General features: G+C 73.3%; 27 protein-coding genes. 16 read left to right on the forward strand and 11 right to left on the reverse strand.

Annotated features, from left to right (window positions below):
- The first annotated feature begins 41 nt into the window (after positions 1 to 41).
- Positions 42 to 2,858 carry a preprotein translocase subunit SecA gene (secA, locus tag HOQ23_RS04015; RefSeq protein WP_172212061.1) on the forward strand — a complete coding sequence of 939 codons (2,817 nt, stop codon included), beginning with the start codon at positions 42 to 44 and terminating at the stop codon, positions 2,856 to 2,858.
- Between the two features lie 105 nt (positions 2,859 to 2,963).
- On the opposite strand, the gene HOQ23_RS04020 is transcribed toward secA, so the two are convergent.
- Together HOQ23_RS04020 and HOQ23_RS04025 are read right to left on the reverse strand one after the other, a co-directional pair.
- Positions 2,964 to 3,569: an Rv3235 family protein gene (locus tag HOQ23_RS04020; RefSeq protein WP_172212062.1), complete on the reverse strand. Its 606-nt coding sequence runs from the start codon at positions 3,567 to 3,569 to the stop codon at positions 2,964 to 2,966.
- Positions 3,570 to 3,610: 41 nt separating this feature from the next.
- Positions 3,611 to 4,282 carry a LysM peptidoglycan-binding domain-containing protein gene (locus tag HOQ23_RS04025; protein ID WP_172212063.1) on the reverse strand — a complete coding sequence of 224 codons (672 nt, stop codon included), beginning with the start codon at positions 4,280 to 4,282 and terminating at the stop codon, positions 3,611 to 3,613.
- A gap of 264 nt (positions 4,283 to 4,546) precedes the next feature.
- Here HOQ23_RS04025 and HOQ23_RS04030 point away from each other — a divergent pair, with 264 nt between their 5' ends.
- Genes HOQ23_RS04030 through HOQ23_RS04050 form a run of 5 tightly spaced genes read left to right on the forward strand, consistent with a single transcriptional unit; the run spans position 4,547 to position 10,214 of the window.
- A complete protein-coding gene (locus HOQ23_RS04030; RefSeq protein WP_216653583.1) occupies positions 4,547 to 5,359 on the forward strand; it encodes an N-acyl homoserine lactonase family protein in 813 nt (270 codons plus the stop codon).
- Positions 5,356 to 6,678 (forward strand): hydroxyacid-oxoacid transhydrogenase, encoded by a 1,323-nt coding sequence (locus HOQ23_RS04035; RefSeq protein ID WP_367650361.1) that lies wholly within the window; start codon positions 5,356 to 5,358, stop codon positions 6,676 to 6,678. The genes HOQ23_RS04030 and HOQ23_RS04035 overlap by 4 nt, the downstream gene beginning before the upstream one ends.
- A gap of 7 nt (positions 6,679 to 6,685) precedes the next feature.
- Positions 6,686 to 7,072 carry a zinc ribbon domain-containing protein gene (locus HOQ23_RS04040; RefSeq protein ID WP_172212065.1) on the forward strand — a complete coding sequence of 129 codons (387 nt, stop codon included), beginning with the start codon at positions 6,686 to 6,688 and terminating at the stop codon, positions 7,070 to 7,072.
- 2 nt (positions 7,073 to 7,074) lie between these two features.
- Positions 7,075 to 8,553, forward strand: coding sequence for an aldehyde dehydrogenase family protein (locus HOQ23_RS04045; RefSeq protein ID WP_216653584.1), 1,479 nt, complete (start codon positions 7,075 to 7,077; stop codon positions 8,551 to 8,553).
- A complete protein-coding gene (locus tag HOQ23_RS04050) occupies positions 8,550 to 10,214 on the forward strand; it encodes a class I adenylate-forming enzyme family protein (protein ID WP_172212066.1) in 1,665 nt (554 codons plus the stop codon). Before HOQ23_RS04045 ends, HOQ23_RS04050 begins: the two co-directional genes overlap by 4 nt.
- A gap of 45 nt (positions 10,215 to 10,259) precedes the next feature.
- On the opposite strand, the gene HOQ23_RS21145 is transcribed toward HOQ23_RS04050, so the two are convergent.
- Positions 10,260 to 10,388 (reverse strand): hypothetical protein, encoded by a 129-nt coding sequence (locus HOQ23_RS21145; protein WP_301539685.1) that lies wholly within the window; start codon positions 10,386 to 10,388, stop codon positions 10,260 to 10,262.
- 160 nt (positions 10,389 to 10,548) lie between these two features.
- On the opposite strand from HOQ23_RS21145, the gene HOQ23_RS04055 reads away from it, so the two are divergent.
- Positions 10,549 to 11,091 (forward strand): hypothetical protein, encoded by a 543-nt coding sequence (locus HOQ23_RS04055; RefSeq protein WP_172212067.1) that lies wholly within the window; start codon positions 10,549 to 10,551, stop codon positions 11,089 to 11,091.
- 19 nt (positions 11,092 to 11,110) lie between these two features.
- Here the strand turns inward: HOQ23_RS04055 and HOQ23_RS04060 are convergent, their stop codons facing one another.
- From HOQ23_RS04060 to HOQ23_RS04075, 4 genes are read right to left on the reverse strand one after another with little or no spacing between them, the layout of a single operon-like run.
- Positions 11,111 to 11,440 (reverse strand): sec-independent translocase, encoded by a 330-nt coding sequence (locus tag HOQ23_RS04060; protein WP_172212068.1) that lies wholly within the window; start codon positions 11,438 to 11,440, stop codon positions 11,111 to 11,113.
- Between the two features lie 4 nt (positions 11,441 to 11,444).
- Complete coding sequence (locus HOQ23_RS04065; RefSeq protein WP_172212070.1) at positions 11,445 to 12,608, reverse strand: Mrp/NBP35 family ATP-binding protein; 1,164 nt, start codon at positions 12,606 to 12,608, stop codon at positions 11,445 to 11,447.
- A gap of 11 nt (positions 12,609 to 12,619) precedes the next feature.
- Positions 12,620 to 13,198, reverse strand: coding sequence for a DUF1003 domain-containing protein (locus tag HOQ23_RS04070; RefSeq protein ID WP_172212072.1), 579 nt, complete (start codon positions 13,196 to 13,198; stop codon positions 12,620 to 12,622).
- Positions 13,191 to 14,438: a CBS domain-containing protein gene (locus HOQ23_RS04075; RefSeq protein ID WP_172212074.1), complete on the reverse strand. Its 1,248-nt coding sequence runs from the start codon at positions 14,436 to 14,438 to the stop codon at positions 13,191 to 13,193. Before HOQ23_RS04075 ends, HOQ23_RS04070 begins: the two co-directional genes overlap by 8 nt.
- Positions 14,439 to 14,634: 196 nt before the next feature.
- Here HOQ23_RS04075 and HOQ23_RS04080 point away from each other — a divergent pair, with 196 nt between their 5' ends.
- Complete coding sequence (locus tag HOQ23_RS04080) at positions 14,635 to 15,687, forward strand: hypothetical protein (protein ID WP_172212076.1); 1,053 nt, start codon at positions 14,635 to 14,637, stop codon at positions 15,685 to 15,687.
- 160 nt (positions 15,688 to 15,847) lie between these two features.
- On the opposite strand, the gene HOQ23_RS04085 is transcribed toward HOQ23_RS04080, so the two are convergent.
- Entirely contained in the window at positions 15,848 to 17,716 is a 1,869-nt protein-coding gene (locus HOQ23_RS04085) for an alkaline phosphatase family protein (RefSeq protein WP_172212078.1), read from the reverse strand.
- A 280-nt stretch (positions 17,717 to 17,996) separates the two neighbouring features.
- Between HOQ23_RS04085 and HOQ23_RS04090 the strand changes: the two genes are divergently transcribed.
- From HOQ23_RS04090 to HOQ23_RS04100, 3 genes are all read left to right on the forward strand, one after another.
- Positions 17,997 to 19,193 (forward strand): acyl-CoA dehydrogenase family protein, encoded by a 1,197-nt coding sequence (locus HOQ23_RS04090; protein WP_172212080.1) that lies wholly within the window; start codon positions 17,997 to 17,999, stop codon positions 19,191 to 19,193.
- A gap of 128 nt (positions 19,194 to 19,321) precedes the next feature.
- Positions 19,322 to 19,498, forward strand: a complete 177-nt coding sequence (locus HOQ23_RS04095) for a DUF5302 domain-containing protein (RefSeq protein WP_172212082.1) — start codon at positions 19,322 to 19,324, stop codon at positions 19,496 to 19,498.
- Between the two features lie 125 nt (positions 19,499 to 19,623).
- Positions 19,624 to 20,157 (forward strand): MaoC family dehydratase, encoded by a 534-nt coding sequence (locus tag HOQ23_RS04100; protein ID WP_153324602.1) that lies wholly within the window; start codon positions 19,624 to 19,626, stop codon positions 20,155 to 20,157.
- A gap of 56 nt (positions 20,158 to 20,213) precedes the next feature.
- Here HOQ23_RS04100 and HOQ23_RS04105 read toward each other — a convergent pair whose 3' ends face one another.
- Both HOQ23_RS04105 and cobT read right to left on the reverse strand, forming a co-directional pair.
- Positions 20,214 to 20,957, reverse strand: coding sequence for an adenosylcobinamide-GDP ribazoletransferase (locus HOQ23_RS04105; protein ID WP_367650362.1), 744 nt, complete (start codon positions 20,955 to 20,957; stop codon positions 20,214 to 20,216).
- A 44-nt stretch (positions 20,958 to 21,001) separates the two neighbouring features.
- Complete coding sequence (gene cobT, locus HOQ23_RS04110; RefSeq protein WP_172212084.1) at positions 21,002 to 22,030, reverse strand: nicotinate-nucleotide--dimethylbenzimidazole phosphoribosyltransferase; 1,029 nt, start codon at positions 22,028 to 22,030, stop codon at positions 21,002 to 21,004.
- Positions 22,031 to 22,148: 118 nt separating this feature from the next.
- Between cobT and HOQ23_RS04115 the strand changes: the two genes are divergently transcribed.
- The 3 genes from HOQ23_RS04115 to HOQ23_RS04125 all read left to right on the forward strand — a co-directional run bounded on the left by HOQ23_RS04115 (position 22,149) and on the right by HOQ23_RS04125 (position 24,342).
- Entirely contained in the window at positions 22,149 to 22,781 is a 633-nt protein-coding gene (locus tag HOQ23_RS04115; RefSeq protein WP_172212086.1) for a DUF6758 family protein, read from the forward strand.
- Positions 22,782 to 22,852: 71 nt separating this feature from the next.
- Entirely contained in the window at positions 22,853 to 23,731 is an 879-nt protein-coding gene (locus HOQ23_RS04120) for a PHP domain-containing protein (protein ID WP_172212088.1), read from the forward strand.
- On the forward strand, positions 23,728 to 24,342 hold the full coding sequence (locus HOQ23_RS04125) for a MarC family protein (RefSeq protein ID WP_172212090.1): 615 nt from the start codon (positions 23,728 to 23,730) through the stop codon (positions 24,340 to 24,342). Before HOQ23_RS04120 ends, HOQ23_RS04125 begins: the two co-directional genes overlap by 4 nt.
- A 46-nt stretch (positions 24,343 to 24,388) precedes the next feature.
- On the opposite strand, the gene HOQ23_RS04130 is transcribed toward HOQ23_RS04125, so the two are convergent.
- Positions 24,389 to 25,210: an SDR family oxidoreductase gene (locus HOQ23_RS04130; RefSeq protein ID WP_172212092.1), complete on the reverse strand. Its 822-nt coding sequence runs from the start codon at positions 25,208 to 25,210 to the stop codon at positions 24,389 to 24,391.
- 60 nt (positions 25,211 to 25,270) lie between these two features.
- Here HOQ23_RS04130 and HOQ23_RS04135 point away from each other — a divergent pair, with 60 nt between their 5' ends.
- Together HOQ23_RS04135 and HOQ23_RS21450 are read left to right on the forward strand one after the other, a co-directional pair.
- Positions 25,271 to 26,128: a ParA family protein gene (locus HOQ23_RS04135; RefSeq protein ID WP_172212094.1), complete on the forward strand. Its 858-nt coding sequence runs from the start codon at positions 25,271 to 25,273 to the stop codon at positions 26,126 to 26,128.
- A 1-nt stretch (position 26,129) separates the two neighbouring features.
- A complete protein-coding gene (locus HOQ23_RS21450) occupies positions 26,130 to 26,897 on the forward strand; it encodes a L,D-transpeptidase (protein ID WP_172212096.1) in 768 nt (255 codons plus the stop codon).
- The last annotated feature ends 53 nt before the right edge of the window (positions 26,898 to 26,950 follow it).

The raw sequence follows: 26,950 nt of genomic DNA on the forward strand, positions 1-26,950 counted from the left end.
GGCGCAGCGCGCCGTCACCACCTCCAAGGAGCTACCCACTCGTGCCTGCCATCCTCGATCGCCTCCTCCGTCTCGGTGAGGGCAAGATCCTCCGTCAGCTCGAGGCGGTCGCCAAGGCGGTCAATGCCATCGAGGACGACTTCGTGGCGATGAGCGACGCCGAGCTCCGCGCGATGACCGACGAGTTCCGCAAGCGGCTCGCCGACGGCGAGGACCTCGACGACCTGATGCCCGAGGCCTTCGCCACCGTGCGCGAGGCCTCCAAGCGGGTCACCGGCATGCGCCCCTTCGACGTGCAGATCATGGGCGGCGCCGCACTCCACCTCGGCAACATCGCCGAGATGAAGACCGGTGAGGGCAAGACCCTCGTCGCGACCCTCCCGTCGTACCTCAACGCGCTCGAGGGCAAGGGCGTCCACGTCGTCACGGTCAACGACTACCTGGCGAAGTACCAGTCCGAGCAGATGGGGCGCATCCACCACTTCCTCGGCCTCACCGTCGGCGTGATCCTGCCGGAGATGCGCCCGGCGCAGCGCCGCGAGGCCTACGCCTGCGACATCACCTACGCCACCAACAACGAGCTCGGCTTCGACTACCTGCGCGACAACATGGCCGGGTCGATCGAGGAGTGCGTCCAGCGCGGGCACAACTTCGCCGTCGTCGACGAGGTCGACTCCATCCTGATCGACGAGGCGCGGACCCCGCTGATCATCAGCGGCCCGACCCAGGACGAGGTCAAGTGGTACGGCGAGTTCGCGCGCATCGCGCGCAAGCTCGACAAGGACGTCGACTACGAGGTCGACGAGAAGAAGCGCACCATCTCGGTGCTCGGCCCCGGCATCACCAAGGTCGAGGACCACCTCGGCATCGAGAACCTCTACGAGTCGGTCAACACCCCGCTCATCTCCTTCCTGAACAACTCCATCAAGGCCAAGGAGCTGTTCCGCAAGGACAAGGAGTACGTCGTCATGAACGGCGAGGTGCTCATCGTCGATGAGCACACCGGCCGCATCCTGTCCGGGCGCCGCTACAACGACGGCCTGCACCAGGCGATCGAGGCCAAGGAGTCGGTGCAGGTCCGCGAGGAGTACCAGACCCTCGCCACCGTGACGCTGCAGAACTACTTCCGCCTCTACGACAAGCTCTCCGGCATGACCGGCACGGCCATGACCGAGGCCAGCGAGTTCGACAAGACCTACAAGCTCGGCGTGGTCCCGATCCCGACCAACAAGCCGATGCAGCGCATCGACCAGCCCGACCTCGTCTACCGCACGGAGAAGGCGAAGTACGAGGCGGTCGCCGACGACATCGCCGAGCGGCACAAGAACGGTCAGCCGGTGCTGATCGGCACCGTGTCGGTGGAGAAGTCCGAGCTGCTCAGCGACCTGCTGCGCACGCGCGGCATCCCGCACAACGTCCTCAACGCCAAGGTGCACGCCGACGAGGCCAAGATCGTCGCGATGGCCGGTCACCGCGGCGCGGTCACCGTCGCCACCAACATGGCCGGTCGAGGCACCGACATCATGCTCGGTGGCGCGGTGGAGTTCCTCGCCGACCAGGAGCTGCGCAAGCAGGGCCTGGAGCCGTCGGGGGAGAGCACCGAGGCCTACGAGGCCGCCTGGCCGGCGATGGTCGAGCAGATCCGCGCCCAGGTCGAGGCCGAGCACGACGAGGTGAAGGCGCTCGGCGGCCTCTACGTCGTGGGCACCGAGCGGCACGAGTCGCGCCGCATCGACAACCAGCTGCGCGGTCGCTCCGGCCGTCAGGGCGACCCGGGCGAGTCCCGCTTCTACCTGTCCCTCGAGGACGAGCTCATGCGGCTCTTCAAGTCCGAGTGGGTCGACCGGGTGCTGCAGATGCTCAAGATCCCCGACGACGTCCCGATCGAGAACAAGCGGGTCACCAACGCGATCGCCAACGCCCAGGGCCAGGTCGAGTCGCAGAACTTCGAGTCCCGCAAGAACGTCCTCAAGTACGACGACGTCATGGACCGCCAGCGCAAGGTCATCTACGCCGAGCGCCGCGAGGTGCTCGAGGGTGCCGACCTGCGCGAGCAGATCCGCGGCTTCCTCGACGACGTGGTCACCGGCGTCGTCACCGGTGCGACCCAGGACTTCGCCGAGGAGTGGGACCTCGAGCAGCTGTGGACCGACCTGGAGCAGATCTGGCCGGTCTCGCTCACCCGCGAGGAGGTGCTGGCCGACGTCGGCGGCGACCAGGGCGCGCTCACCCGCGAGGAGCTCATCGCGGCGCTCAAGGCCGACGCGCACGCGGCGTACGACGCCCGCGAGGCGCAGGTCGGCGAGGACGTCATGCGCGAGCTCGAGCGGCGCGTGCTCCTCTCGGTGCTCGATCGCAAGTGGCGCGAGCACCTCTACGAGATGGACTACCTGCGCGAGGGCATCTACCTGCGCGCCTACTCCCAGCGCGACCCGCTCGTGGAGTACCAGCGCGAGGGCTTCGACATGTTCGCGGCCATGATGGACGGCATCAAGGAGGAGGCCGTCGGCTTCCTGTTCAACCTCGAGGTCACCGTCGAGGAGGAGCCCGACGACGCCGTCGCCGAGGAGCCCGAGGTCGTGGAGCCGATGCGCCAGCCGGTGCCCGTCGAGGCCGCCCCCGGCCAGCAGGCCCCGCAGATCAAGGCCAAGGGCCTCGACCAGCCGCGCCAGCCCAGCCAGCTGACCTACTCGGCTCCCTCGGAGGACGGCGAGGCGGAGGTCCGCGCGGAGGCCGCCGACGACGAGTACGCCGGTGTCGGGCGCAACGCCGCCTGCCCGTGCGGCTCGGGCAAGAAGTTCAAGCAGTGCCACGGCCGCCCCGGCGGCCCCACGGGCCTCACCGCCCGGATCAGCTGAGCACCTAGGGGCTGGGCACGAGACGCACGGCGCGGGACCGACCACCTGGTCGGTCCCGCGCCGTTTCTCGTGACGGGGGCCCGGACGGCGGACGGCGGTCCGGGGTCACGCGAAGTCGAGGGCGGTGCACAGCCAGCGGGCGCCCGCCTCGTGACGGGGCCGGCGCAGCTCGAAGCGGGCGGCGACCGCGCGGGAGCGCTCGCCGTAGCGCACGTGGATGCCGGCCTCCACGACCGTGCGCTCCACGAAGCAGGCGTGCACGCTGAGCACCCGCGGGCGCACCGGCTGCACCCTCGCCGTACCGGGCTCGTGACCACCGGCCCGCGCGACCAGCAGCGCGCGCCGCTCGAGGTCGGCGTACACCGAGCGGGTGGTCCAGCGCAGCAGCTGGGTGGCGGGGCGGTCGCCGCCGACGATCTCCACGGCCGCCTGGGCGAAGCGGTGCGACCACTGCTCGACCTCGCGGCGCCAGCGCAGGTCGATCGGGATCACCTCGGCGCCGGGCGGCGTGTGGTGGGCCGCCGCGACGGCCGGCGGCTCGCTGTGCGGCACCAGGTCCAGGGCCAGGGTGCCCTGCATGCTGCCGACCGGGGCCTCGCGCGGACCGCCGAGCGCCCGGACGGCCAGGACGGTGTCGTGGCGGACCACCTCGCGCGGCGGGCGCTCCTGCGGGGGCTGGGACAGCGACGGGTGGGAGGACGGGTAGGACATGGGCTTCTCCTTCGCAGGTTTCGCGGTGTTCGGGGGTCGGGTCAGCGCGGCATCCGCAGCCGCTGACCGGGATGGATGACGTCGGGGTCGGGGCCGATGCGGTCCCGGTTGAGCTCGTGCAGGCGTCGTACGTGGGCCTCGACGGCGGGGGAGTCGCTCGGGGCGCGCTGGGCCACGAGGTCGGCGCGGGCAAGCGACCAGAGGCTGTCGCCGGGAGCCACGACCACCGTGTGCGCCGTCATGGCGGGCACCGGGGCATCGGGCCCCTGTCGCTCACCGATCCCGGCGATCCCGCCGATCCCGCCGGTCGCCCGGTCCGGCAGCGGCAGGCCGGCGAGCACCCCGGCGCCGGAGGCCGGGACGGGGTCGGGCACGCTCGCGGCCGCCGTGCCCGCCAGCCCGCCGACCACGGCGACGCCGCAGGCAGCCAGGACGGCGCGCCGGGCGAACCCCGGGACCCAGGCGAACCGGACCCCCGCGAGCGCCTCCAGGGCGACCAGGGAGACGAGCAGCCAGCCCCATGCAGCGCACGCCAGCACCACGAGGGAACAGCCGCCGACCAGCACCTCCTCGAAGCCGCCGCCGGTGCCGCGCAGCAGCGCGACCGCGTCGAGGGCGTCCGCGGCGAGGACCCGGTGGGCGAGGCCCGCGAGCGCGGTGGTCGCCGACCAGAGGAGGAGGCACCGAGCGACCGGGGGGTGAGGACGGTGCATCGCGAGCCTCCCGACGTGTGCGTTTGCTTCCGTTTGCGTCACACAACGCCGGTTCGCCTCGCTCGTCAACGGCGCCTCCCCAGGGCTGGGGACGGCCGCGCCGGCTTCGTCGGCGTGTGACGTGGACCACGTCTGGGGGTTGACAGTCACCGGGGCGCGGAGAAGGGTGCGGCGCACCACACATCGGCCGTACCTCACGGCACCCGGGGGAGAGGTCCCGGTGCGTCGCTGACCATGCGGCCCCTTGCAGCAGGGAGTCGGCTCGTGGCCACAGGAACCACCGTCAGCATCCTTCCGTGCGGCGCGATGACCGCCGACCTCACCTGGCTCCTGCTGGCGCCGGGACGGGCGATCCGCACCCGCCAGAACAAGCACCTGCCGGCCGAGTGGACCGACGTCCCCAGCCACTGCGTGCTGGTGGACACCCCGGAGGGCAAGCTGCTGTGGGACACCAGCTGTCCGCGCGACTGGGAGGAGCGCTGGGAGCCGACCGGGCTGCAGGACTTCTTCCCCTACGACAAGGTCTCCGAGGACGAGTACCTCGACTCCCGCCTGGGCCAGCTCGGCCTCACCCCCGGTGACATCGACTTCGTGGTCTTCTCCCACCTGCACTTCGACCACGCCGGCAACGCCCAGCTGTTCAAGGAGACCGACGCCCGGCTGGTGTGCAGCGACGTCGAGAAGGAGTTCGCCTTCGGATTCGAGGGCCCCTTCACCGGCGCGCACCTCAAGGCCGACTACGAGGACCTGGAGTTCGAGACCGTCTCCGGCGACGTGGAGTTCCTGCCCGGGGTGAGCCTCATCCAGACCCCCGGGCACACGCCCGGAAGCATGTCGCTGCGCGTCGACCTCCCGGAGAGCGGCACCATGATCTTCACCGCCGACGCCATCTACATGGGCGACAGCTTCGGCCCGCCCTCGGTGCCGGCGGCCATCGTGAACAACCTCGAGCAGTGGTACGCCTCGGTGGAGAAGCTGCGCGGGATCGCCGCGGAGTCCGATGCGACGATGGTCTTCGGCCACGACCCCGACCAGATCAAGCAGGTGCGGGTGGCGCCGACCGGGAGCTACCGGTGAACGCCCCGGACCCGGTGACCGAGAACGTCGCCGAGCACGCCGGGGAGCTGCGCGAGGAGACGATCTTCACCTGGGGCGCGCCGCCCCTGAAGTTCGGCGCCGGCGCGATCGACGAGATCGGCTTCGAGATGTCGCAGCACGGCGTGCGCCGGGTGCTGATCATCACCGACGCGACCGTCAACGCGACCGGGATCCCGGCGCGCATCGCCGACTCCCTCGCCGCGCACCGGATCTCCTCGGAGATCTTCGACGGGGTCCACGTGGAGCCGACCGACGACAGCATGGACAAGGCGGCCGGCTACGCCCGCGAGCAGGGTCCCTGGGACGGCTTCGTCGCCGTCGGCGGCGGGTCGGCCATCGACACCGCCAAGGCGGTCAACCTGATGACCACCGACGGCGGCGAGCTGATGGACTACCTCAACAAGCCGATCGGGCGGGCGGCCGCGCCGCGCGGGCAGCTCAAGCCGCTCATCGCGGTGCCGACCACCGCGGGCACCGGCTCGGAGAGCACCGCGATGTGCGTGCTCGACGTGCTGTCGATGAAGGTCAAGACCGGCATCAGCCACTGGCGGCTGCGCCCCACCCTCGCGGTGATCGACCCGCTCGTGACCCTCACGCTGCCCCCGGAGGTCACCGCGGCGGCCGGGATGGACATCGTGTGCCACGCGGTGGAGTCCTACACCGCGCGCTGGTATCAGACCTTCGACCGCAAGGCTCCTGAGGAGCGGGTCACCTACTGCGGGGCCAACCCGATCTCCGACCTGTGGTGCGAGCGCTCGATGACGCTCCTCGCGGAGTCCTTCCGCACCGCCGTGCGCGACGGGGACGACCTCCAGGCCCGCTCGAACATGATGATGGCGGCGACCTTCGCGGGCATGGGCTTCGGCAACTCCGGTGTGCACGTGCCCCACGCCAACGCCTACCCGATCGCGGGGATGGTCAAGGACTACCGGCCCGCCGGCTACCCGCACGACGAGCCGATGGTGCCGCACGGGCAGTCGGTCTCGCTCACCGCGCCGGAGGCGTTCCGGTTCAGCTTCGAGAGCGCGCCCGACCGGCACCTGCGGGCGGCCTCGCTGCTCGACCCCGGCCACGACCGTCTCGACGACGCCACCGAGCAGCTCCCGGCGGTGCTCACCAGCCTGATGCGCGACATCGGCATCCCCAACGGCATCGGCGGCGTCGGCTACACCGAGGACGACATCCCCGACCTGGTCCCCGGCACGATGAAGCAGCAGCGGCTGCTGGCGACCTGCCCACGCCCGGTGACCGAGGACGACATCGCCGGGATCTTCGCCCGCTCGATCGAGAACTGGTAGCCCGCCCGTGCCGACCTACGACTACCGCTGCGCCGAGGGGCACCGCTACGAGCGGCTGGTGCCGATCCGCGACCGCGACCTCTCCTCCTGCCCGGCGTGCGGCGCGGCCGGGACCAGGCTGCCCGCCGCGGCGGCGATCGGCGGCGTCGCCAGCGCCGGGCTCTCCCGCGAGCAGATGCCGCAGACCTGGAAGGGCACCGGCGGGGCGAACCCCGAGTACGTCCGCCACCTGCGCCGGCAGTGGGACGGGCGCCAGCGCCTGGAGGAGAAGTACCCCGAGCTGGCCGGCGACCGCCGTCCGGTGGTGGCCCACGAGGGGCGCTACCACGACGCGCCGCTGCGGGCCGGCGACGTACCCGCTCCCGCGGCGCCGGCGTCCCCGGCCGAGGACTGAGCGTGGCGAGCCAGGCCGGCCCGGCGGTGCGGCCCTGCCTGATCGGCGGCGATGCCGTGGCCACGGCGGGGTCGTTCGACGTGCTGGACCCCTCCACCGGCGGGCTGCTCGCCCGGGTCGCCCGCGGCGGGGCGGCCGAGATCGACCAGGCGGTCGCGGCGGCGCGGGCGGCCTCGCGCGGCTGGCGCGAGCGCAGCGCGGAGGCGCGGGCGGCGGTCCTGCGGCGCACCGGGGCGCTGATCCGGCGCGACCTCGACGACCTCGCGGACCTGGAGAGCCACGACACCGGCAAGCCGCTGGCCCAGGCCCGGGCCGACGCGGGCGTGGCGGCGCGCTACTTCGAGTACTACGCCTCGGTGGTGGAGGCGTTCTTCGGCCACACGCTGCCGGACCTGGACGGCTACCTCGCCTGGACCCGCCACGAGCCGTACGGCGTGACCGGCCACATCATCCCGTGGAACTACCCCCTCCAGATCGGCGCCCGCACCATGGCCCCCGCGCTGGCCGTCGGCAACTGCCTGGTCGTCAAGCCGGCCGAGGAGGCGCCGCTGAGCGTGCTGCGGATGGGCGAGCTCGCCCTGGAGGCGGGCCTGCCGCCGGGCGTGCTCAACCTGGTGCCCGGCCTGGGCGCCGAGGCCGGTGCCGCGCTCGCGGCCCACCCCGGGATCGACCACCTGTCCTTCATCGGGTCGGTGCCGGTGGGCGCCGAGGTGGCCGCGGCGGCGGCCCGCAACATCGTGCCGGCCTCCCTTGAGCTCGGCGGCAAGTCGCCGCACGTCGTCCTCCCCGACGCCGACCTCGACCTGGTCGTGCCGACCGTGGTCCGGGCGCTGCTGCAGAACGCCGGGCAGACCTGCTCGGCGGGCTCGCGGCTGCTGGTCCACGCCGAGGTGCACGAGGAGCTGATGGGGCGCCTGGACGCCGCGCTGTCCTCGGTGCGCATCGGCCCCGGCCCGCAGGACCTCGACCTGGGCCCGCTGATCTCCGCGCGTCAGCTCGCCCGGGTCAGCGCCATGGTCGAGACCGAGTCCGGCACCGCTGCGCCCCGGATCGGCGGGCCCGGCCGGGTGCCGACGCCCCCGGAGGGCTTCTACTTCCCGCCGACCGTCTTCGACCGGGTGGACCCGGGCGCCGAGATCGCGCGCGAGGAGGTGTTCGGCCCGGTGCTGGCCACCTCGGTCTTCAAGGACACCGCCGAGGCGATCGCCCTGGCCAACGGGACGGCGTACGGGCTGATCGCGGCGGTGTGGACCCGCGACCTCGACACCGCCCACCACCTGGCCACCGAGCTGCGGGCCGGGCAGGTCTACGTCAACTCCTACGGCGCGGGCGGCGGCGTCGAGCTGCCCTTCGGTGGGTTCGCGAAGTCGGGCTATGGCCGGGAGAAGGGCTTCGAGGCGCTCGCGGAGATGTGCCAGACCAAGACGGTGGTGGTGCGGGTCCCGCCGCGCGGCGAGGTCCCCGGGCAGGTGGCGCGATGAGTGCGGCCGCCGAGCGGCCCTGGCTCGCGCTCTACCACGAGGGCACCCCGGCCGGGATCGTTCCCGAGCACGACACGATGCTGGGCGCGTTCCGGGCCACGGCAGGACGGCGTACCGACGAGGTCGCGATCCGCTACTTCGACGCGGCGCTGAGCTTCCGCGACCTCGACGAGCGCTCGGACGCGCTCGCCGCGGCGCTCGTCGCTCGGGGTTTCGAGCCCGGGGACCGGCTGGCGGTCTACCTGCAGAACGACCCGGCGCTCGCGGTCGCCTACCTGGCGGCCTGGAAGGCGGGCGGCGCCGCGGTGGCGGTCAACCCGATGAACAGGCACGCCGAGCTGGCCTACCTGCTGGAGGACTCCGGTGCGGCGGCGCTGCTGTGCCTGGAGGAGCTCTACGAGGACGTCGCCGCGCAGGTGCTCTCCGAGCACGACCTGGGCGTGCGCACCGTGATCACCTGCTCCCCGCTGGAGGACCAGAGCCGGGACGACCCGCGGGTCCTCGGTGCGCGGGCGACCCGGCGTCCCGAGGGCACCCTCGACCTGCGCAGCCTGCTGGCCGAGCACGCCGGCGGGGCGCCGACGGTGCCCGCCCCGGGACGGGACGACGTCGCGGTCCTGACCTACACCTCCGGCACGACCGGGTGGCCCAAGGGCGCGATGAACACCCAGGCCAACCTCGCCTTCAACGCCCAGACCTACCGCGACTGGGTCGACCTCGGCACCGACGACGTGGTCCTCGGGGTGGCGCCGCTGTTCCACATCACCGGGATGGTCGGGCACCTGTGCGTGGCGCTGCTGACCGGCTGCCCGCTGGTGCTCACCCACCGCTTCGAGCCGCAGGTGGTCCTGGACGCGATCCGCGAGCACCGCCCGACCTTCACCGTCGGCGCGATCACGGTCTTCATCGCGCTCGGCGGCGCCGAGGGATCCACCCGCGAGGACTGGTCCTCGCTGCGGGCGGTCTACTCCGGCGGGGCGCCGATCGCGCCGGCGGTCACGGACCGGTTCGAGGAGCAGACCGGGCTCTACATCCACAACATCTACGGCCTGACCGAGACCACGAGCCCGTCGCACGCCGTCCCGCTCGGACGCCGGGCGCCGGTCGACCCGGCCTCGGGGGCGCTCTCGGTGGGCGTCCCGGTCTTCGACACCGTCGTACGCATCCTGGCCCCGGACGGCAGCGAGGCGCCGGTGGGGGAGACCGGCGAGATCGCGACCTCCGGGCCCGGCGTGGTGCCCGGCTACTGGCGGCGTCCCGACGCCACCGCCGAGTCGTTGCCCGGGGGCGAGCTGCGCACCGGCGACGTGGGGTTCATGGACGCCGAGGGGTGGTTCTACCTCGTCGACCGGCTCAAGGACATGATCAACGCGGCCGGCTACAAGGTCTGGCCGCGCGAGGTCGAGGACGTGCTCTACGGTCACCCCGACGTGCGCGAGGTCGCGGTCGTCGGCGTCCCCGACGAGTACCGCGGCGAGAGCGTCAAGGCCTTCGTCGCCCTGCGCCCGGGCGCGAGGCTGGAGGCCGACGAGCTGGTCGCCTGGGCGCGCGAGCGGATGGCGGCCTATAAGTACCCGCGCTCGGTGGAGTTCCTCGAGGAGCTGCCGAAGACGACGACCGGCAAGATCCTGCGTCGCAGCCTCCGCGACACCACCCGCTGACCCTGCTCACCCTCGCACGCCGACCCGGCGAAGAGGGGTGGGAGGTCAGCCGGCCCCGAGAAGGGCGAGCACGAGCGCGAGGACCGGTACCACCCACAGCAGCATCAGTCCCACCAGCTCACCGGACCCCTCGTGGGGGCCGGAGTCGGAGCGCTCGAGCGCGGGGGACGTCATGTGGATCTCCTGGGTTCTCGGGATCGGCTGGCAGGTCCTGGCCCACGTGCGGCCGACCTGCCGGTGCCCGACCGGCCCCGCCCGCTAACCCCCCGTGGGCCGTGCGGCCGCGCGAGGTCCCACTCGTTTGCCTCCTCCCGCGCCGGGGGAGGAGCGGTCCATGGCCTGGGAGGACGAGCTCTTCGCGGTGCTCGACGACCTCGAGCAGCAGGCCGGGGCGCTCTACGACGCCGAGCGGGCGCCCGAGGTGGCGGACCGGGCGCGCGCGGAGTACCGCTCGGTCACCCTCGCCGGCCGGCTGATGGCCTCCCTCGGCCACGACGTCGTGCTGGAGGTCGCGGGCGCCGGCCCGGTGGCCGGCCGCCTCGCGCGGGTGACGCCGACCTGGTGCCTGCTGACCGCGGCCGGCCAGGACCGGGTGGTGCTGCTCGGAGCGGTCCGGGCGGTCGAGGGGCTCTCGGAGCGAGCGGTGCCGGAGGTGGCCTGGTCGCCGCTGGCCCGGCTCGGGCTCGCCTCGGCGCTGCGTCGGCTCGCCGAGGCGGGGGAGCGCTGCGTGGTGGTGACGCGCGGCGCCACGTCGTACGACGGCAGGCTGGGGCGCGTCGGTGCCGACTTCGTGGAGATCGAGACCGGCGCCGCGCGGCGGGTGCTGCTGCTGGCCTTCGACGCGATCGCGGTGGTGCAGTCGCGCGCGGAGGCCTGAGCCACCGCGCGCGCTCGCCTCAGGTCGCGTCGGCGTCGTACGGCGGGAGCTCGCCGGGGGCGAGCGGGCGCAGGCCCCGGCGCTTCGGGGCAGCCGGCGCCGGGTCCTCCATCGCCTCGATGATGTGCTTGCGCACGATCGTGCGCGGGTCGAGGTCGGTCAGCTCGAGGTCGGCGTACTCCGGCCCGAGCTCCTCGCGCAGCTCGTCGCGCGCAGCGTTGGCGAAGGTCCGGGCCTTGCGCAGCATCCGGCCGGCCTGCTTGGCGAGCATCGGCAGCCGTTCGGGGCCGACCACGATGATCGCGACGAAGGCGATGACCGCCGCCTCGCCCAGGCCGATGCCGAACACGGGCTCAGAACTTGCTGGTCGGGGTGAGCCCCAGCTGGAGTCCCGCGAGACCGCGGCCGCGGCCGGCGAGGCGCTCGGCCACGTTGGTCAGGGCCTGCGCGGCGGGAGCGGTCGGGTTGCTCTCGACGATCGGCTTGCCGCTGTCCCCGCCCTCGCGCAGGGACATGTCGAGCGGGATCCGGCCCAGCAGCGGCACGTCGGCGCCGACGCGCTGCGAGAGCGTCGCAGCCACCCGCTCGCCACCGCCGGAGCCGAAGACCTCCAGACGGTGGTCCTTGCCCTCCTCGGCGCAGTGCGGGCAGGGCAGGTAGCTCATGTTCTCCACGACGCCGACCACGCGCTGGTGCATCATCGAGGCCATCGTCCCGGCGCGCTCGGCGACCTCGGCGGCCGCCTCCTGCGGGGTCGTGACCACGACGACCTCGGTGCTGGGCAGGTGCTGGCCCAGGGAGATCGCGATGTCGCCGGTGCCCGGGGGCAGGTCGAGGAGCAGGACGTCGAGGTCGCCCCAGTAGACGTCGGCGAGCATCTGCACGAGCGCCCGGTCGAGCATCGGGCCGCGCCAGGCGACGACCTGGTCGCGGCGCGGCTTCAGCATGCCGATCGAGATGACGGAGACGCCGCTCGGCGTCGGGACGGGCATGATCAGGTCCTCGACCTGGGTGGGGCGGGCGTCGGCGACGCCGAGCATCGCCGGCACCGAGTGGCCGTAGATGTCGGCGTCGACCAGGCCGACCTTGAGGCCGAGGCCGGCCATCGCGATCGCGAGGTTGACCGTGACAGAGGACTTGCCGACACCGCCCTTGCCGCTGGCGATCGCGAAGACCTTGGTCAGCGAGCCGGGCTGGGCGAAGGGGATCTCGCGCTGGGCCTTGCCGTCGGCGAGCACGGTGCGCAGGTTCGCGCGCTGGTCGTCGCTCATCACGCCGAGCTCGAGGTCGACTCCGGAGATGCCGGGCACCCGGGTGACGGCGGCGGTGACGTCGCGCTCGATGGTGCTCTTCAGCGGACAGCCCGCGACGGTCAGCAGGACCTTGACGTCCACCTTGCCGGTGTCGTCGACCGTGACCGCGTCGACCATGCCGAGGTCGGTGATGGGCCGCTTGATCTCGGGGTCGTTGACCGTGGCGAGCGCGGCGCGGACCTGCTCCAGCAGAGAGGTGCTCATGATGCCCGATTCTAGGTGGTGGGCGGCTGTGCACCGTCATTGGTGCGCCGCGCGGAACCGGGCCCGGCACCGCGGCCGTCGGGGCGGGCCTCGTCGCGGTCCCCGCTGCGGTCGTCGAGCTCGTGGAGCAGGGCACGCAGCTCCGAGCGCAGGTAGTCACGGGTGACGACCTCGCTGACCCCCATCCGCAGCGACGCGACCTCCCGGGCGAGGAACTCCATGTCGGCGTGGGCGCGGGCGTCGGCCTGACGGTCCTGCTCGGCGATCACCCGGTCGCGGGCCTCCTGGCGGTTCTGCGCCAGCAGGATGAGCGGTGCGGCGTACGACGCCTGCAGGCTCAGGATCAGGGTGAGGAAGATGTAGGGGTAGTTGTCCCACTTCCACTCGTCCGGGGCCAGCCAGTTCCACACGATCCAGACCGTGACGAAGACCGTCATCCAGATCAGGAACCGCGCGGTGCCCATGAAGCGGGCGAACTGCTCGGCGAAGACCCCGAACGTGTCGGAGTCGTACGACGGGCGCCGCACCAGGGTGCGCTTGGTGTCGCGCGGCGTGTCGAGACGGGCGCGGGAGCCTCGGGACTCAGCCACGGCGCACCGCCTGGTCGCGCCAGCCCTCGGGGAGCATGTGGTCGAGCAGGTCGTCGACGGTCACCGCGCCGAGCAGGTGGCCGTTCTCGTCGACGACCGGCGCCGCCACGAGGTTGTACGTCGCGAGGTGCGCGGCGACCTCGTCGATGGTGGCTGCGGGGCGCAGGTTCGCCATGGAGTCGTCGAGCACGCCGGCGACCAGGGTGGAGGGCGGCTCGCGCAGCAGCCGCTGGATGTGGGCGACGCCCAGCAGCCGGCCGGTGGGGGTCTCCAGGGGCTGACGGCACACGTAGACCAGCGCGGCAAGGGCCGGGGTCAGGTCGGGGTTGCGCACGTGGGCGAGGGCATCGGCGACGGTCGCGTCCGGGCCGAGGATCACCGGCTCCGGCGTCATCATCGCGCCGGCGGTGTTCTCCAGGTAGGACATCAGCCGGCGCACGTCCTTCGCCTCCTCCGGCTCCATCAGCTCCAGGAGCGCGGAGGCGGTCTCGGGGGGCAGCTCGGCGATCAGGTCGGCGGCGTCGTCGGCCGACATCTCCTCGAGGACGTCGGCGGCCCGCTCGTCCTCGAGGCGGCTGAGGATCTCGACCTGGTCCTCCTCCGGCAGCTCCTCCAGGACGTCGGCGAGCCGCTCGTCGTCGAGCGCGGCCACGACCGCGGCGCGCCGCTCGGCGGGGAGCGCGTGGATGGTGTTGGCGGCGTCGGCTGCGCGCATCTCGTTGAGGGCGTGCAGCAGGTGGGTGGCGCCCTGGGTGTCGTCGCGGCGGGTCAGGCCCTCGAGGTCGCGCCAGTCCACGACGTAGGTCTGCCCGCGCCGGCGCAGCCCCTTGGCGGGGCCCTGCACGGCGACCCGGCTGAGCACCCAGTCGCGGTTGCGGGCCTGCTCCATCGCCACGTCGTACACCGTGCCGACGACGCCGGTGGGGACCACCCGCACCTCGCGGTCCAGCATCTGCCCGATCACGAGGGTCTCGGTGGAGCGCTGCTCGAAGCGGCGCATGTTGAGCAGGCCGGTCGTGTAGACCTGCCCGGCGTCGATGTTGGTGACCCGGGTCATCGGGACGAAGATCCGGCGCCGGCCGAAGACCTCGGCGACCATGCCCAGCACGCGCGGCTGGCTGGCCTCCGAGCGGATCGCCACCACCAGGTCGCGGACCTTGCCGACCTGGTCGCCCCGCGGGTCGAAGATCGGGAGGCCGACCAGACGTGCCGCGTAGACGCGGGAGGGGGCGGTGCTCACGAGGCCTCAGGTTACCGGTCCGCCCCCTCGTCATGCGGCTGCCGGGTCCGGCCCGGTCGCCCTGGGTGGGCCCTGGGTGGGCCCTGAGTGGACCTGGTGTGGACGTGGCGCGGACGTGGCGCGGACGTGGCGCGGACGTGGCGCGGGCCACGTAGAGTGGTGCCCCGCTGCCGGGGGCTCGGGAGGAAGTGCAGGCATGTCAGGACGCAGACGAGGGACCACGCCGGGGCGCGGGGCCCGCTCCGCGAGCACGGCGGTCGTCGTCCTGGTCGTGGCGAGCATCTGCCTGGGGGTGCTGGTGTGGGCCGGCAGCCGCGGCTCCGCCCCGGAGGCGTACGTCGCGCACGTCTCGCCCGCCGTCCAGAGGACCCCCACGCCGACCGTCTCGAGCCCGCCCGAGCGGCAGCGGATCGTGCCGGGGGTGACCTTCGTGCGGGCCCCCGACCCGGCCAAGCGGGCCCGGGCGCGCGAGCTGCGCCGCCTCGCGGAGCTCGCGGCGCTGCAGGACCAGCCGTTCACGTTCCGGGTGAGCTCGTTCAACATCCTCGGGCACGGCCACACCACCGTTCGGGGCAACAAGCCCCACTACGCCGACGGTCCCCAGCGGATGCGCTGGGCGATCGACATCTTGAACGGCGCCGGCGTCACGGTGGCCGGGCTCCAGGAGTACGAGGTCCCGCAGCACCAGGTGCTGACCTCGAGCCCGGGCTGGGAGGTCTTCCCCGGCCTCCAGCTCGGCAACCCGGCGCTGGCCAACTCGATCGTGTGGCGCAGCGAGGTCTGGGAGCTCGTCGAGGGCCACACCATCGACATCCCGTACTTCCACGGCCAGCCGAAGCCGATGCCGTACGCCCTGCTGCGCCACCGGGAGAGCGGGCGCGAGGTCTGGTTCGCCAACTTCCACAACCCCGCCAGCACCCGCGGCCCGGCCGGGCACCTGCGCGCCGAGGCCACCCGCCGCGAGACCGACCTGGCCGCCCGCCTCACCGCGGGCGGTACGCCGCTGGTCCTGACCGGCGACATGAACGACAAGCGGGACTTCTTCTGCACGATGACCCGCGGCGCCCCGATGCGCGCGGCCAACGGCGGCTCCACCGGCCCCGAGTGCGTGCTCCCGCCGGACCCGCGGATCGACTGGATCATGGGCTCGCTGGACATCACCTTCAGCGACTACGCCGCCGACCGGGGTGGTCTGGTCCCGCGCACCACCGACCACCCCTTCGTGCACGCCACCGCCACGGTGGGCTGAGCCCGACCGGTTCGTCGGTGGGTGGCTGGGTGCCTGCGGCCCCCACGCGATAGTCCGCCACACAGGTGTCGGGAATCGACCTCGACACGACACCTGTGTGGCGGACTATCGGCCACCCGCACCACCCCCGTCAGACAGAGGCGGTACGGGTCAACCGGGTCTAGCGGGCTGCGACGAAGACGTTGAAGGCCTGGTTGGCGTTGAACCGGCTGCCCGGGATCGCGGGCAGCCGCAGCAGGGCGTTGGCCAGGTTGGCGACCATGCCGGTGCGGATCGGCTGGGTGCGGGCGCCGTACCCGACCTGCTTGTTGCCGGGGGAGACGTAGCCGGGGTTGATCGAGTACAGCTCGGCGCCGGGGACCACGTTGCTGCCCCAGACCAGCAGCGGCACCTTGTAGTGCACGGGCCGCAGCGGCTTCCCGGGCTTGCGCTGGGCGCCGGAGTCGGAGGTCACGACCACGACCGTGCCGGTGCGCAGGCGCTCGTCGGCGGCGATGGTGTCCAGGATCGTGCCGATGCTGCGGTCGACCCGGGTCAGCGCGGCCTGGTACTGCTTGCCGTGCCAGCCGTGCGCGCGGCCGGCGGTGGCGACCGAGCCGAGGTGGGCGACGGTGTACTCCGGGGCGTCGCCGGCCAGCATCGCAGCCAGGGCACGGCCCAGCGCCGCGTCGTCGGGGTGCCGCTGGACGAGGTCGATCTTCGCGCGGCCGTTGTCGACGCCGTACGGGTCGGCGCCGCCGTTCGCGGCGTCCCAGCTGCGCGCGATCAGCGCGGTGCGGGGATGGGTCGAGAGCAGGGCGGTGCGCAGCCCGAAGTTGTGGACCAGGTCGAAGGTGCTGGAGACGTAGCGCCCGGAGGCGGCCTGGACGGTGGTGCCGGTGTCGCGGTTCCAGATCACGCCGTGGCCCTCCTGCTGCGCCTTCACCCGGCGCCCGGTCACCATGCTGACCAGGTTCGGCAGCCCGGTGATCCGCTCGACGGCGGTGCGGGCGTTGAAGGTGAAGGCGCCCTCGCGCTGCATGCGCTGCAGGTGCGGGGCAGCTGCGCCGGCCTTGCGCAGCCCGCGCGAGGTCAGCCCCTCGACGTCGATGACGACGACCCGCTCGACCGGGTTCTCCTGCACCGCCGGGGCGGGGAGGTTGACCAGCGCGGAGATCAGCGGGTGGTCGCTGGCCTTGCGGACCAGCGCGTCCTGGAGCACCCGGTAGCCGGTGAACGGCGCGTCGGGGGTGCCCAGCACCCAGTCGATGCGCGGCGACGGCGGGAGCGTGCAGACGCCGTCCACGTTGCTGCCGCCGTTGGCGGCGACCATGCCGGTGCCGGCGGTGAAGGGGCAGAAGAAGTTGGGCTTGTCGTTCATGTCGCCGGTGACCACGACGGGGATCTCCGGGGACTGCGCCCGCAGGTCGTTGACGAGCTTGATCATCAGGCGCACGGCGCGGTCGCGCAGGTGCTGGGCGGGCCCGCGGGTGCTGGCCGGGTTGTGGGTGTTGAAGACGTACATCAGCTGCCCGGTCTCGACGTGGCGCAGCAGCACCAGCGGGCGCGGCAGCATCTGCCCGCCGAAGTAGGGCAGGTTCACGTGGGTGCCGGAGACCAGGCTCCAGCGGTCCTTGCGCCACGCGATGGTGTTGTTGATCTGCGCGTTGGTGCCGCTCGCGGCCGGGAACATGCTCCAGGTGGAGCCGCGCAGCGCCGCGAAGCGGTTGTACTGCGGGCGCTCGAACTCCTGGAAGCCGACGACCTCGGCGCCCTCCGCCTCGATCGCCTGGACCGCCCAGGTCATCCGGGGCCCGCTCGGGTCGAAGTGGGGCTTGTTGCCCTTCGGGGTGGTGTGGCCGTGGCCCAGCACGTTGAAGGTGGCGACGCGCGACACGGTGGCGGCCGCGGGCTGCTCGGTGAGCCGGGCCCGCTTGGCACTCGCCTCCCCGGCGCCGGCGAGGGTCAGCCCGGTGGCCACGAGGAGCAGGGCCAGGGCGGCGAGCGCGGGGCGCAGCGCAGGTCGGTACACGGTGTCGAACGGGTTCATCTGGCCTGCCTCTGCCACGGGGTGTCAGGTGGGTGCGCAGGCCGCGGGAGGGCGTCCGGTGGGGCCTGCGGGACCAGTGTGACGAGTGTGAACATCGGCGCGCCAGCCGAACGGATGAACTACAAGGGTGTAGTTTCCGCCGCCACGCTCAGCGGAGCGGTGTGAGGTCGATCATGTCGCCCGAAACTACCCGCCGGTACGCTCCGCGGTGGTACGCCGTACCAGCCAAGCCATCGTCCGGCCCGCCTCGCGGGCGGGGCCACTGCGGAGGAGTGTGACCATGGGTCGCCTGTGCGAGACCGAGGGACTGACCGAGGACCAGAGCGAGATCCTGAAGGCGGTCCGCACCTTCGTGGAGGAGAAGATCCTCCCGGTGGCGACCGAGCTGGAGCACGCCGACGAGTACCCCACCGAGATCGTCGAGGGCCTCAAGGAGCTCGGCATCTTCGGGCTGATGATCCCCGAGGAGTACGACGGGCTCGGCGAGTCGCTGCTGACCTACGCCCTGTGCGTGGAGGAGATCGCGCGCGGCTGGATGAGCGTCTCGGGCGTCATCAACACCCACTTCATCGTGGCCTACCTGCTGATGAAGCACGGCACCGAGGAGCAGAAGCGGAAGTACCTGCCGAAGATGGCGACCGGCGAGATCCGCGGCGCCTTCTCGATGTCGGAGCCCGCGCTCGGCTCGGACGTGGCCGCGATCAAGACCAAGGCCACCCGCACCGACGACGGCTACGAGATCACCGGCCAGAAGATGTGGCTGACCAACGGCGGCTCCTCCACGCTGGTCGCGGTGCTGGTCAAGACCGACGAGGGTGCCGACTCGGTCTACAAGAACATGACCACCTTCCTGGTCGAGAAGACTCCCGGGTTCGGCGAGGTCGCGCAGGGCGTCACGGTGCCCGGCAAGATCGACAAGATGGGCTACAAGGGCATCGACACCACCGAGATGGTGTTCGAGGGCCACCGGATCTCCGCGGAGCAGATCCTCGGCGGCGAGCCGGGCAAGGGCTTCTACCAGATGATGGACGGCGTCGAGGTCGGCCGCGTCAACGTCGCGGCCCGCGCCTGCGGCATCGCCAACCGCGCCTTCGAGCTGGGCGTGGCCTACGCCCAGCAGCGCGAGACCTTCGGCAAGCCGATCGCCGAGCACCAGGCGATCCTGTTCCGCCTCGCGGAGATGGCGACCAAGGTCGAGACCGCCCACGCGATGATGGTCCGCGCGGCCCGCAAGAAGGACTCCGGGCAGCGCAACGACGTCGAGGCCGGGATGGCCAAGATGCTGGCCAGCGAGTACTGCAACGAGGTGGTCGAGGCGTCGTTCCGCATCCACGGCGGCTACGGCTACTCCAAGGAGTACGAGATCGAGCGGCTCTACCGCGAGGCGGCGTTCATGCTGATCGGCGAGGGCACCTCCGACATCCAGAAGATGATCATCGGGCGCAGCGTGCTCAAGGACTACAAGCTCAAGGCCTGACCCCGGCCGGCACCGGCAGCGGCCCCGGCGTCGACGATCAAACCCGTCGACGCCGGGGCCGCTTGCTGCGAGGCTGGAACGGTCCGAGCCGTTCGGCCCGGACCGGACCGCGACACCGGGAGGCCCCCATGACCGGAGCCAACGACGACCTCAAGGCGGCCATGCGCGACGCGCTGGACCGCAAGCACGCCAACGATCGCGGCGTCCCGAAGGGCTCTCCGCCCAAGGAGAAGGCCCACGGCCCCGAGGTGGTGGGCGGAGGCCCGAAGATGCACCGCCGCAAGGCCGGGGGCGGCGGCAGCTGAGCCCTCGCGGCGCGCGCCCGGCCGGGGAGCCCCGGCCGGGCGTGAGCCGCCGCACAACGCGCTGCGCACCCGGGTCACGAGCGGGCAGGATGGGCGGACCCGCCCCCGCGACAGAAGGAGCCCCCGTGCAGTTCGGACGCAGCTACGAGGAGTTCGAGGTCGGTGCGACCTACAAGCACTGGCCCGGCAAGACGGTCACCGAGTACGACGACCACCTCTTCAGCCTGCTCACCATGAACCACCACCCGCTGCACATCGACGAGAACTACGCGGTCGAGACGACCCAGTTCGGCAAGAACGTCGTGGTGGGCAACTACATCTACTCGATCCTGCTCGGCATGAGCGTCGCCGACGTCTCCGGCAAGGCGATCGCCAACCTCGAGGTCGAGTCGCTGCGCCACGTCGCCCCCACCTTCCACGGCGACACGATCTACGGCGAGACGACGGTGCTCGACAAGTTCGAGTCGAAGTCGAAGGACGACCGCGGCGTGGTCTACGTCGAGACCATCGGCTACAAGGCCGACGGCACCGTCGTGTGCATCTTCCGCCGCAAGGTCATGGTCCCCAAGCAGAGCTACCTCGACGCCCGCGGCGGCGAGCAGCCGGGCCGCCCGACGCCGGTGCCGGACAAGAACTGGCCGGGTCCGGCCGCAGGCTGACCCGCAGGTCGAGCCTCGGGCCGACCCGGGACGTGTGATGCGCTGGCCGCGACCGCTCAGGTCGCGGCCAGCAGCATGCCGGCCAGGGCGAGCTCGATCGCGGCGCCGTGGATGTCGCCGGTGACCCCGCCCAGGCGGCGCAGCGCCCGGTGCGCGAGCGCGGCGACGACCAGCAGGCCGACCAGGGCGCACAGCACGCCGCGCCACCAGGACAGCCCGGTGAGCGCCGCGGCCCCGGCCAGCAGCGCGGCGAGCACGGCCCAGACCGCGAGCGGGACGCCCGGGTGCAGGCGGCCGGCGTACGACGCGGTGAGGCTGTCGGGGCGCGCCGGCGGGAGCCCCCGGCTGCACAGCAGCGCCGGCGCGGCCCGCGAGACGCACACCAGCACCCCGGCGAGCAGGGGTCCCCACTGCCACAGCGCCAGGGAGGCGAAGGACGCCGCCTGCACCCCGAGGGTCAGTGCGAGCGCCGCGGCGCCGGCGGGGCCGGTGTTGCCGCGCTTCATGACCGCCAGCGCGCGCTCGCGGTCGTAGGAGCTGGTGAGCGCGTCGGCGGTGTCGGCGAGGCCGTCGAGATGGAAGGCCCGGCTGCCCAGCGCGAGGGCGGCGGTGGCCGCGACCCCGAGCGCCAGCGGGGCGAGCCCCAGCTCGCGGCCGCCGAGCAGCACCGCCGCGACCAGCAGGCCGAGTGGGAGGACAGCGACCGGGGCCAGCAGCAGCCCGGTGAGGGCGACGCGCTGGTCCACGACGCGGGGCGGCGCCACGGGCACCGCGGTCAGGGTGCCGACCGCGAAGCGCACCGCGTCGACGAGCCCGCCCGGCGCCGGACGGGGCGACCCGCCGCTCAGGGCATGACCTCGCTGAGCAGCGCGACGTCGCGCAGCACCAGCGTCGCGGAGCGGAGCACCGGGAGCGCGAGCAGCGCGCCGCTGCCCTCGCCCAGGCGCATGTCGAGGTCGAGCACCGGCACCAGGCCGAGCTTGTCGAGGGCGACCGCCTGCGCGGGCTCGGTGGAGCGGTGCCCGGCCAGGAACCAGGCGGCCGCGCCCGGCGCCAGCCGGTCGGCCATCACCGCGGCGGCGACGGAGATGACGCCGTCGAGCAGCACCGGGACCCCGGCGCGGGCCGCGGCGGCCAGGAAGCCGGCCTGGGCGGCGATGTCGGCGCTCCCGAGGGCGGTGAGGGTCTCGATCGGGTCCTCGGCGCGCGCGCCGGTGCGGTCCAGCGCCCGCTGGATCACGGCGGTCTTGCGGCCCAGCCCGGCGTCGTCGACGCCGGTGCCGCGGCCGGTGACCTCGGCGGCGTCCAGCCCGAACGAGGCGGCGAGCAGCGCGGTGGCCACGGTGGTGTTGCCGATGCCCATGTCACCGGCGACGAGCAGCTGGGCGCCGGCGGCGACCTCCTCGGCGGCGACGGCCGCGCCGACCCCGAGGGCGGCGCGGGTCTCGGAGGAGCTGAGCGCGTCCTCGAGGTGGATCGCGCCGCTGCCGGCGCGGATCTTGCGGGCGGAGACGGCGGCGGGGAGGTCGTCGAGGTCCGTGGCGACGCCGAGGTCCAGCACGCGCAGCGCGACGTCGTGCTGGGCGGCCAGCACCGAGATGACCGCGCGCCCGGAGGCCATGGTGCGCACCATCGAGCCGGTCACCTCGGCCGGGTAGGCCGACACGCCGTGCTGGGCCACGCCGTGGTCGCCGGCGAAGACGACCGCGCGCACCCGGCTCAGCGGCTCCGGCGGGACCTGGCCCTGCGCGGCCGCCAGCCAGGTCGCCAGCTCTCCCAGCCGGCCGAGCGCTCCCGCCGGGGTGGCGAGATCGGCAAGGCGGCGCTCGGCGAGCTCGCGGTGCTCGGCGGAGGGGGGATGAACGGCAGGCACGTGGTGCTCCTCAAGCGGGGGACGTCGGCGGACGACTGGGTCCCTGAGGCTATCGGGGCCCGCGCGCGACGCCGGTCCGGCCCTTGACCGCGGGCGCGCCGGTCAGCACCGTAGTGCCATGTCCGTGCCCGGCTGCCCGCGCTGCACCACCCCGGTGGCGCGTGACGGCGCCGGTGTGTGGAGCTGTCCCGAGCACGGCCCGGTCGCGCCGCTGTGGCGCGCCCCCGAGGCGTCGTACGACGCGTTCGCCGAGCACCTGGTGCGCGCCGGAGAGTTCCCGACGTACCTGCCCTGGCCGCTGAGCCCCGGGTGGTCGGTGACCGACGTCGCGGCCGCGGGGGAGGAGGGCGCGGTGCGCGCGACCATGACCGGTTGCTCGGGCACCAGCGACGCCGACGGCCCGGTCGACGTGCTGGTGGTGACCGAGGAGGCGGGCGTGGGCCTCGGCGCCCGCGTGGCGGGCACCCGCCACGCCGACCCGGGGCCCGGGCTCGGGGACGGCCCGCCGCTCGCCACGGTGCGCGTCGAGGGCCAGGGCGTCCGGCTGTGGACGGTGTCCACCAGCACCGAGCCGGGGGAGTGGGACCGCAGCGTCCTGGCCGGCGAGGCGGGCGGGCGCTGGCTGTGGGTGGTGCTGCGGCCGGCGTCGGCGATCCTGCTCCTGCGCGGCGAGTGGATCCTGCGCGACGTGTCGGGCCTGGGGGCCCCGCTGGTCGATCTTCCCTACGGCGGGCCGCACCCGCTGTGGTGATGCCGCATATCACAGTGTGATCAGGGCTCTCGGAATCGGTCCGGGCCGCGGGACGCGCCTAGAGTCCTGCCGTGCGTATCGACCTCCACACCCACTCGCGGGTGAGCGATGGCACCCAGACCCCGGCCGAGCTGGTCGCCGCGGCCCGCGCCGCCGGCCTCGACGTGCTGGCCCTCACCGACCACGACACCGCCGCCGGCTGGGACGAGGCCGCCGATGCGGCCCGCCGGGTCGGGATCGAGCTGGTCCGCGGCATGGAGATCAGCACCACCCACCACGGCCACGGCGTGCACCTGCTCGCCTACCTGCCCGATCCCACCTACCCGCCGCTCGCCGCGGAGCTGGACGCCGTGCTGGCCGGCCGCCGCGACCGGGTGCCCGAGATGCTGACCCGGCTGCGCGGCCTGGGCATCGAGATCGACGCCGACGACGTGGCCCGTGCCGCCCACGGCACCGCCGCCACCGGCCGCCCGCACGTCGCCGACGCGCTGGTCACGCTGGGCGTCGTGGCCGACCGCACCGAGGCCTTCGACCGGTTCCTGGCCTGGGGCCGTCCCGCCCACGTCGAGCGGTACGCCGCCGGGCTCGTCGACGTCCTGGGCCACGTGCGCGCCGCGGGCGGGGTCAGCGTCATCGCCCACCCGTGGGGGCGCAGCCGGCGCCGCTTCCCCGACCACGGCGACCTCGTCGAGCTGAAGGCCCACGGGCTGGCCGGCATCGAGGTCGACCACCAGGACCACGACGCCCCGACCCGGGCGGAGCTGCGGGCCCTGGCCCACCAGCTCGACCTGGTCGTGACCGGCTCCAGCGACCACCACGGCGCCGGGAAGCTCGACCACGAGCTCGGCGTCAACACGACCTCCCCCGAGCAGTACGCCAGGCTCCTGGACCTGGCGGCCATCGCGTCCGCGCGCAGCGGACGCCCGACTCCTGAAGTGGTACGCCCGTGAGCTCTGTCCTCGACACGGTCCTGGTCGTCGAGGTCTTCGTGACCCTGTTCGTGATCATGGACCCGGTCGGCACGATCCCGATCTTCCTGTCGCTCACCAGCGGCCGCGCGGAGGGGTACGCACGCAAGGCGGCCCTCACCGCGGTCGTGGTGTCGTTCTTCGTGATCGTGGCGTTCGCGCTGTTCGGCCAGCAGATCCTGTCCTACCTGCACATCTCCTTGCCGGCCCTCCAGGCGGCCGGCGGCCTGCTGCTCCTGCTGATCGCCCTGGAGCTGTTGACCGGCAACGAGAAGGAACCGACCTCCACGACCGGCAACGTCGCGATCGTGCCGCTGGCGACCCCGCTGCTGGCCGGCCCCGGCGCGATCGTGGCGGTGATGCTCTTCGTGGAGCGCGTCGACGACGCCGCGAGCTTCACCGCGGTCGCGATCGGCGTCGTGGCCGTCCACCTGATGCTCTGGGCGGCGATGCGCTTCTCGCTGCCGATCCTCCGCCTGATCCGGGAGTCCGGCGTCCTGCTGGTCACCCGGATCGCCGGCCTGCTGCTCTCCGCCATCGCGGTGCAGCTGGTCGCCGACGCGGTCCGCGCGTTCATCGCCGGCGAGGGCTGAGCGGGCCGACCACCCGGCAGCCCGGTAGCCCCGGCAGCGCGGCCCGCTACCGCCGCCCGACCGACTGGAGGCGCTGGAGCACCCGGCTGGGCACGACGCGCGCGACGGCCGTGATCGCCTTGTACTGCAGGCTCGGCACCGAGTAGACGCGGCCGCGGGCGTGGTCGGCGAGCGCGGCGGCCACCAGCTCGTCGGCGTCGAGCCAGAGGAAGCCCGGGGCGGAGTCGCGCCCGACGTCCATCCGGGCGTGGAACTCGGTGCGGGTGAACCCCGGGCACAGGGCGGTGACGGTCACGCCGCGGTCGCGGTACTCCTCCGCGGCCCACTCGCTGAAGCTGTTCACCCAGGCCTTCGCGGCCGAGTAGGTGCCGCGCGGCAGGAACGCGGCGACGCTCGAGACGTTGATGACGCCGCCGTGGCCGCGCTCGACCATCGGCCCGAGCGCGGCGTGGGTCAGGCGCATCACGGCGGTGACGAGCACGCCGAGCATCGCGGTCTCGGTGTCCACGTCGTTGTCGAGGAAGCGGCCCTTGAGCCCGAAGCCGGCGTTGTTGACCAGCAGGTCGACCGGGCGCGCGGGGTCGCGCAGCCGCTCCTCGACCACCCGCAGCCGGTCGCGGTCGGCCAGGTCGGCGACCAGCACCTCCACCTCCACGCCGTACGCCGCGCGCAGGCCGGCGGCCACCTCCTCGAGGCGCGCCTCGTCGCGTGCGACCAGCACCAGGTCGTGGCCGGCACGGGCCAGCTGCGTGGCGAAGGAGCGCCCGATGCCGGCCGTCGGGCCGGTCACGAGGGCGGTGCGGCGCCCCGGCGCGGGGGCGGTCGAGGAGGAGGGGACGGGGCCGGGAGCGGCGTCGTGGCTGGACATGCACAAGTCTTACCCCAGCCTCCCGTGTCGCGACCCGCCGTTCCGGCATGATGACGACCGATGACCACCACACTCGCGATCGCCAACCAGAAGGGCGGCGTCGCCAAGACCACGTCGGTCGCCTCGCTCGGTGCCGCGCTCGCCGAGCTGGGCCACTCCGTGCTGCTCGTGGACCTCGACCCGCAGGCGTGCCTGACGTTCTCGCTGGGCATCGACCCCGAGGACCTGGGGCTCTCGGTCCACCACGTGCTCACCCAGGGCCTGGACCCGCTCGAGGTCATCGTGACCACCGAGGACGGCGTGGACCTGCTGCCGGCCACCATCGAGCTGGCCCGCGCCGAGGCCGAGCTGCTCACCCGCACCGGCCGCGAGCAGGTGCTCGCCGCCGTGCTGAGCGACCTCGACGAGGCGCTCGCCGGCACCGAGGACGGTGGCTACGACTGGGTGCTGCTCGACTGCCCGCCCTCGCTGGGCGTGCTCACCGTCGCCGCGCTGACCGCCGCCGACGGCGTGCTGGTGCCGCTGCAGTGCGAGACGCTGTCGCACCGCGGGGTCGGGCAGCTGCTCGACACCGTCCACGACGTGCGCCGCTTCACCAACCGCGGCCTCGAGGTGTGGGGCGTCCTGCCCACGCTGTACGACGCGCGCACCCAGCACGCCCGCACCGTGCTGGACACGATCTCCCAGACCTACGACCTCGAGGTCGTCGAGCCGCCGATCCCCAAGACCATCAGGTTCGCCGAGGCCCCCGCCGTCGGGCGCTCGATCCTGAGCACCAGCCGCAGCAGCAAGGGCGCGGCGGCGTACCGCGCGGCCGCCGAGAGCCTCCTGCGGCGCGCGGAGCGACCTCGTCCCACCCCGGACCCGCCGCGGAAGGCCGGGCGCACGACGGCCCGCTCCTCCCGGAAGCCGTCCTGACGTGGGCAGCCACCGCGCCCCGGTGCGCCCGCGCTACGGCCGGATCTCCGCGCTGGGCGCCGCGCTCGTCGTGACCCTCGTGGCCGTCCTGGGCGGCACCGGCGTCCTGCCCGGCGGCGACGGCTCGGTGCCGGTCGCCCGCGACGCCGCGGCCGTCACCGCGCAGCAGCTGTCCGCCGATCCCGCCGAGCCGGATGCCGCCACGGACCCCGAGGAGGGGGCCGCCGGCGACGCGGACGACGACACCGCCGACACCGACACCGCCGACACCGGCGCGGCCGCGCAGCGGGGCCGCTCGGGACGCGGGGCGCAGCAGCTCGTCCCCGTGGACGCGGCGGCCTACGCCGCCGGCCTGTCGTTCGACACCTCCCTGCCGCCGGGCTCGGGGCAAGGGCGCCGGGTGGTCTACAGCGAGAGCCGCCAGCGGGTCTGGCTGGTCGACGGCAGGCGGGTCGAGCACACCTACCTGGTCTCGGGCACCGTCCACGACAACCTGGAGCCCGGGACCTACGAGGTCTACTCGCGCTCCGAGGACGCCGTGGGCATCGAGGACTCCGGCACCATGAAGTGGTTCGTGCGCTTCACCCGCGGCCCCTCGGGTGCCGCGATCGGCTTCCACGACATCCCGGTCAAGGACGGCGTGCCGCTCCAGGGCGTCGACGAGCTCGGGACCCCGACCTCGCACGGGTGCATCCGCCAGCGGCGCTCCGACGCCCGCCGGCTGTGGGACTTCGCGCCGCTCGGCACCACCGTCGTCGTCACTCGCTGACACCATCCCTCCGGGGAGGCGGTGGCACCCCGCGTCGTACGCCTGAGCGGGCC

Source organism: Nocardioides sp. zg-DK7169, assembly GCF_013155365.1.
In the GTDB taxonomy this organism is placed as follows: Bacteria; Actinomycetota; Actinomycetes; order Propionibacteriales; family Nocardioidaceae; genus Nocardioides.

Bases quoted from the DNA above. Each gene is read 5' to 3' on its own strand.
- HOQ23_RS04085 (WP_172212078.1), bottom strand. From the start codon at position 17,716: ATGAACCCGTTCGACACCGTGTACCGACCTGCGCTGCGCCCCGCGCTC.
- HOQ23_RS04055 (WP_172212067.1), top strand. From the start codon at position 10,549: ATGGCCTGGGAGGACGAGCTCTTCGCGGTGCTCGACGACCTCGAGCAG.
- HOQ23_RS04135 (WP_172212094.1), top strand. From the start codon at position 25,271: ATGACCACCACACTCGCGATCGCCAACCAGAAGGGCGGCGTCGCCAAG.
- HOQ23_RS21145 (WP_301539685.1), bottom strand. From the start codon at position 10,388: ATGACGTCCCCCGCGCTCGAGCGCTCCGACTCCGGCCCCCACGAGGGG.
- HOQ23_RS04025 (WP_172212063.1), bottom strand. From the start codon at position 4,282: ATGCACCGTCCTCACCCCCCGGTCGCTCGGTGCCTCCTCCTCTGGTCG.
- HOQ23_RS04095 (WP_172212082.1), top strand. From the start codon at position 19,322: ATGACCGGAGCCAACGACGACCTCAAGGCGGCCATGCGCGACGCGCTG.
- HOQ23_RS04115 (WP_172212086.1), top strand. From the start codon at position 22,149: ATGTCCGTGCCCGGCTGCCCGCGCTGCACCACCCCGGTGGCGCGTGAC.
- HOQ23_RS04065 (WP_172212070.1), bottom strand. From the start codon at position 12,608: ATGAGCACCTCTCTGCTGGAGCAGGTCCGCGCCGCGCTCGCCACGGTC.
- HOQ23_RS04020 (WP_172212062.1), bottom strand. From the start codon at position 3,569: ATGTCCTACCCGTCCTCCCACCCGTCGCTGTCCCAGCCCCCGCAGGAG.
- HOQ23_RS04130 (WP_172212092.1), bottom strand. From the start codon at position 25,210: ATGTCCAGCCACGACGCCGCTCCCGGCCCCGTCCCCTCCTCCTCGACC.
- HOQ23_RS04050 (WP_172212066.1), top strand. From the start codon at position 8,550: ATGAGTGCGGCCGCCGAGCGGCCCTGGCTCGCGCTCTACCACGAGGGC.
- HOQ23_RS04080 (WP_172212076.1), top strand. From the start codon at position 14,635: ATGTCAGGACGCAGACGAGGGACCACGCCGGGGCGCGGGGCCCGCTCC.
- HOQ23_RS04090 (WP_172212080.1), top strand. From the start codon at position 17,997: ATGGGTCGCCTGTGCGAGACCGAGGGACTGACCGAGGACCAGAGCGAG.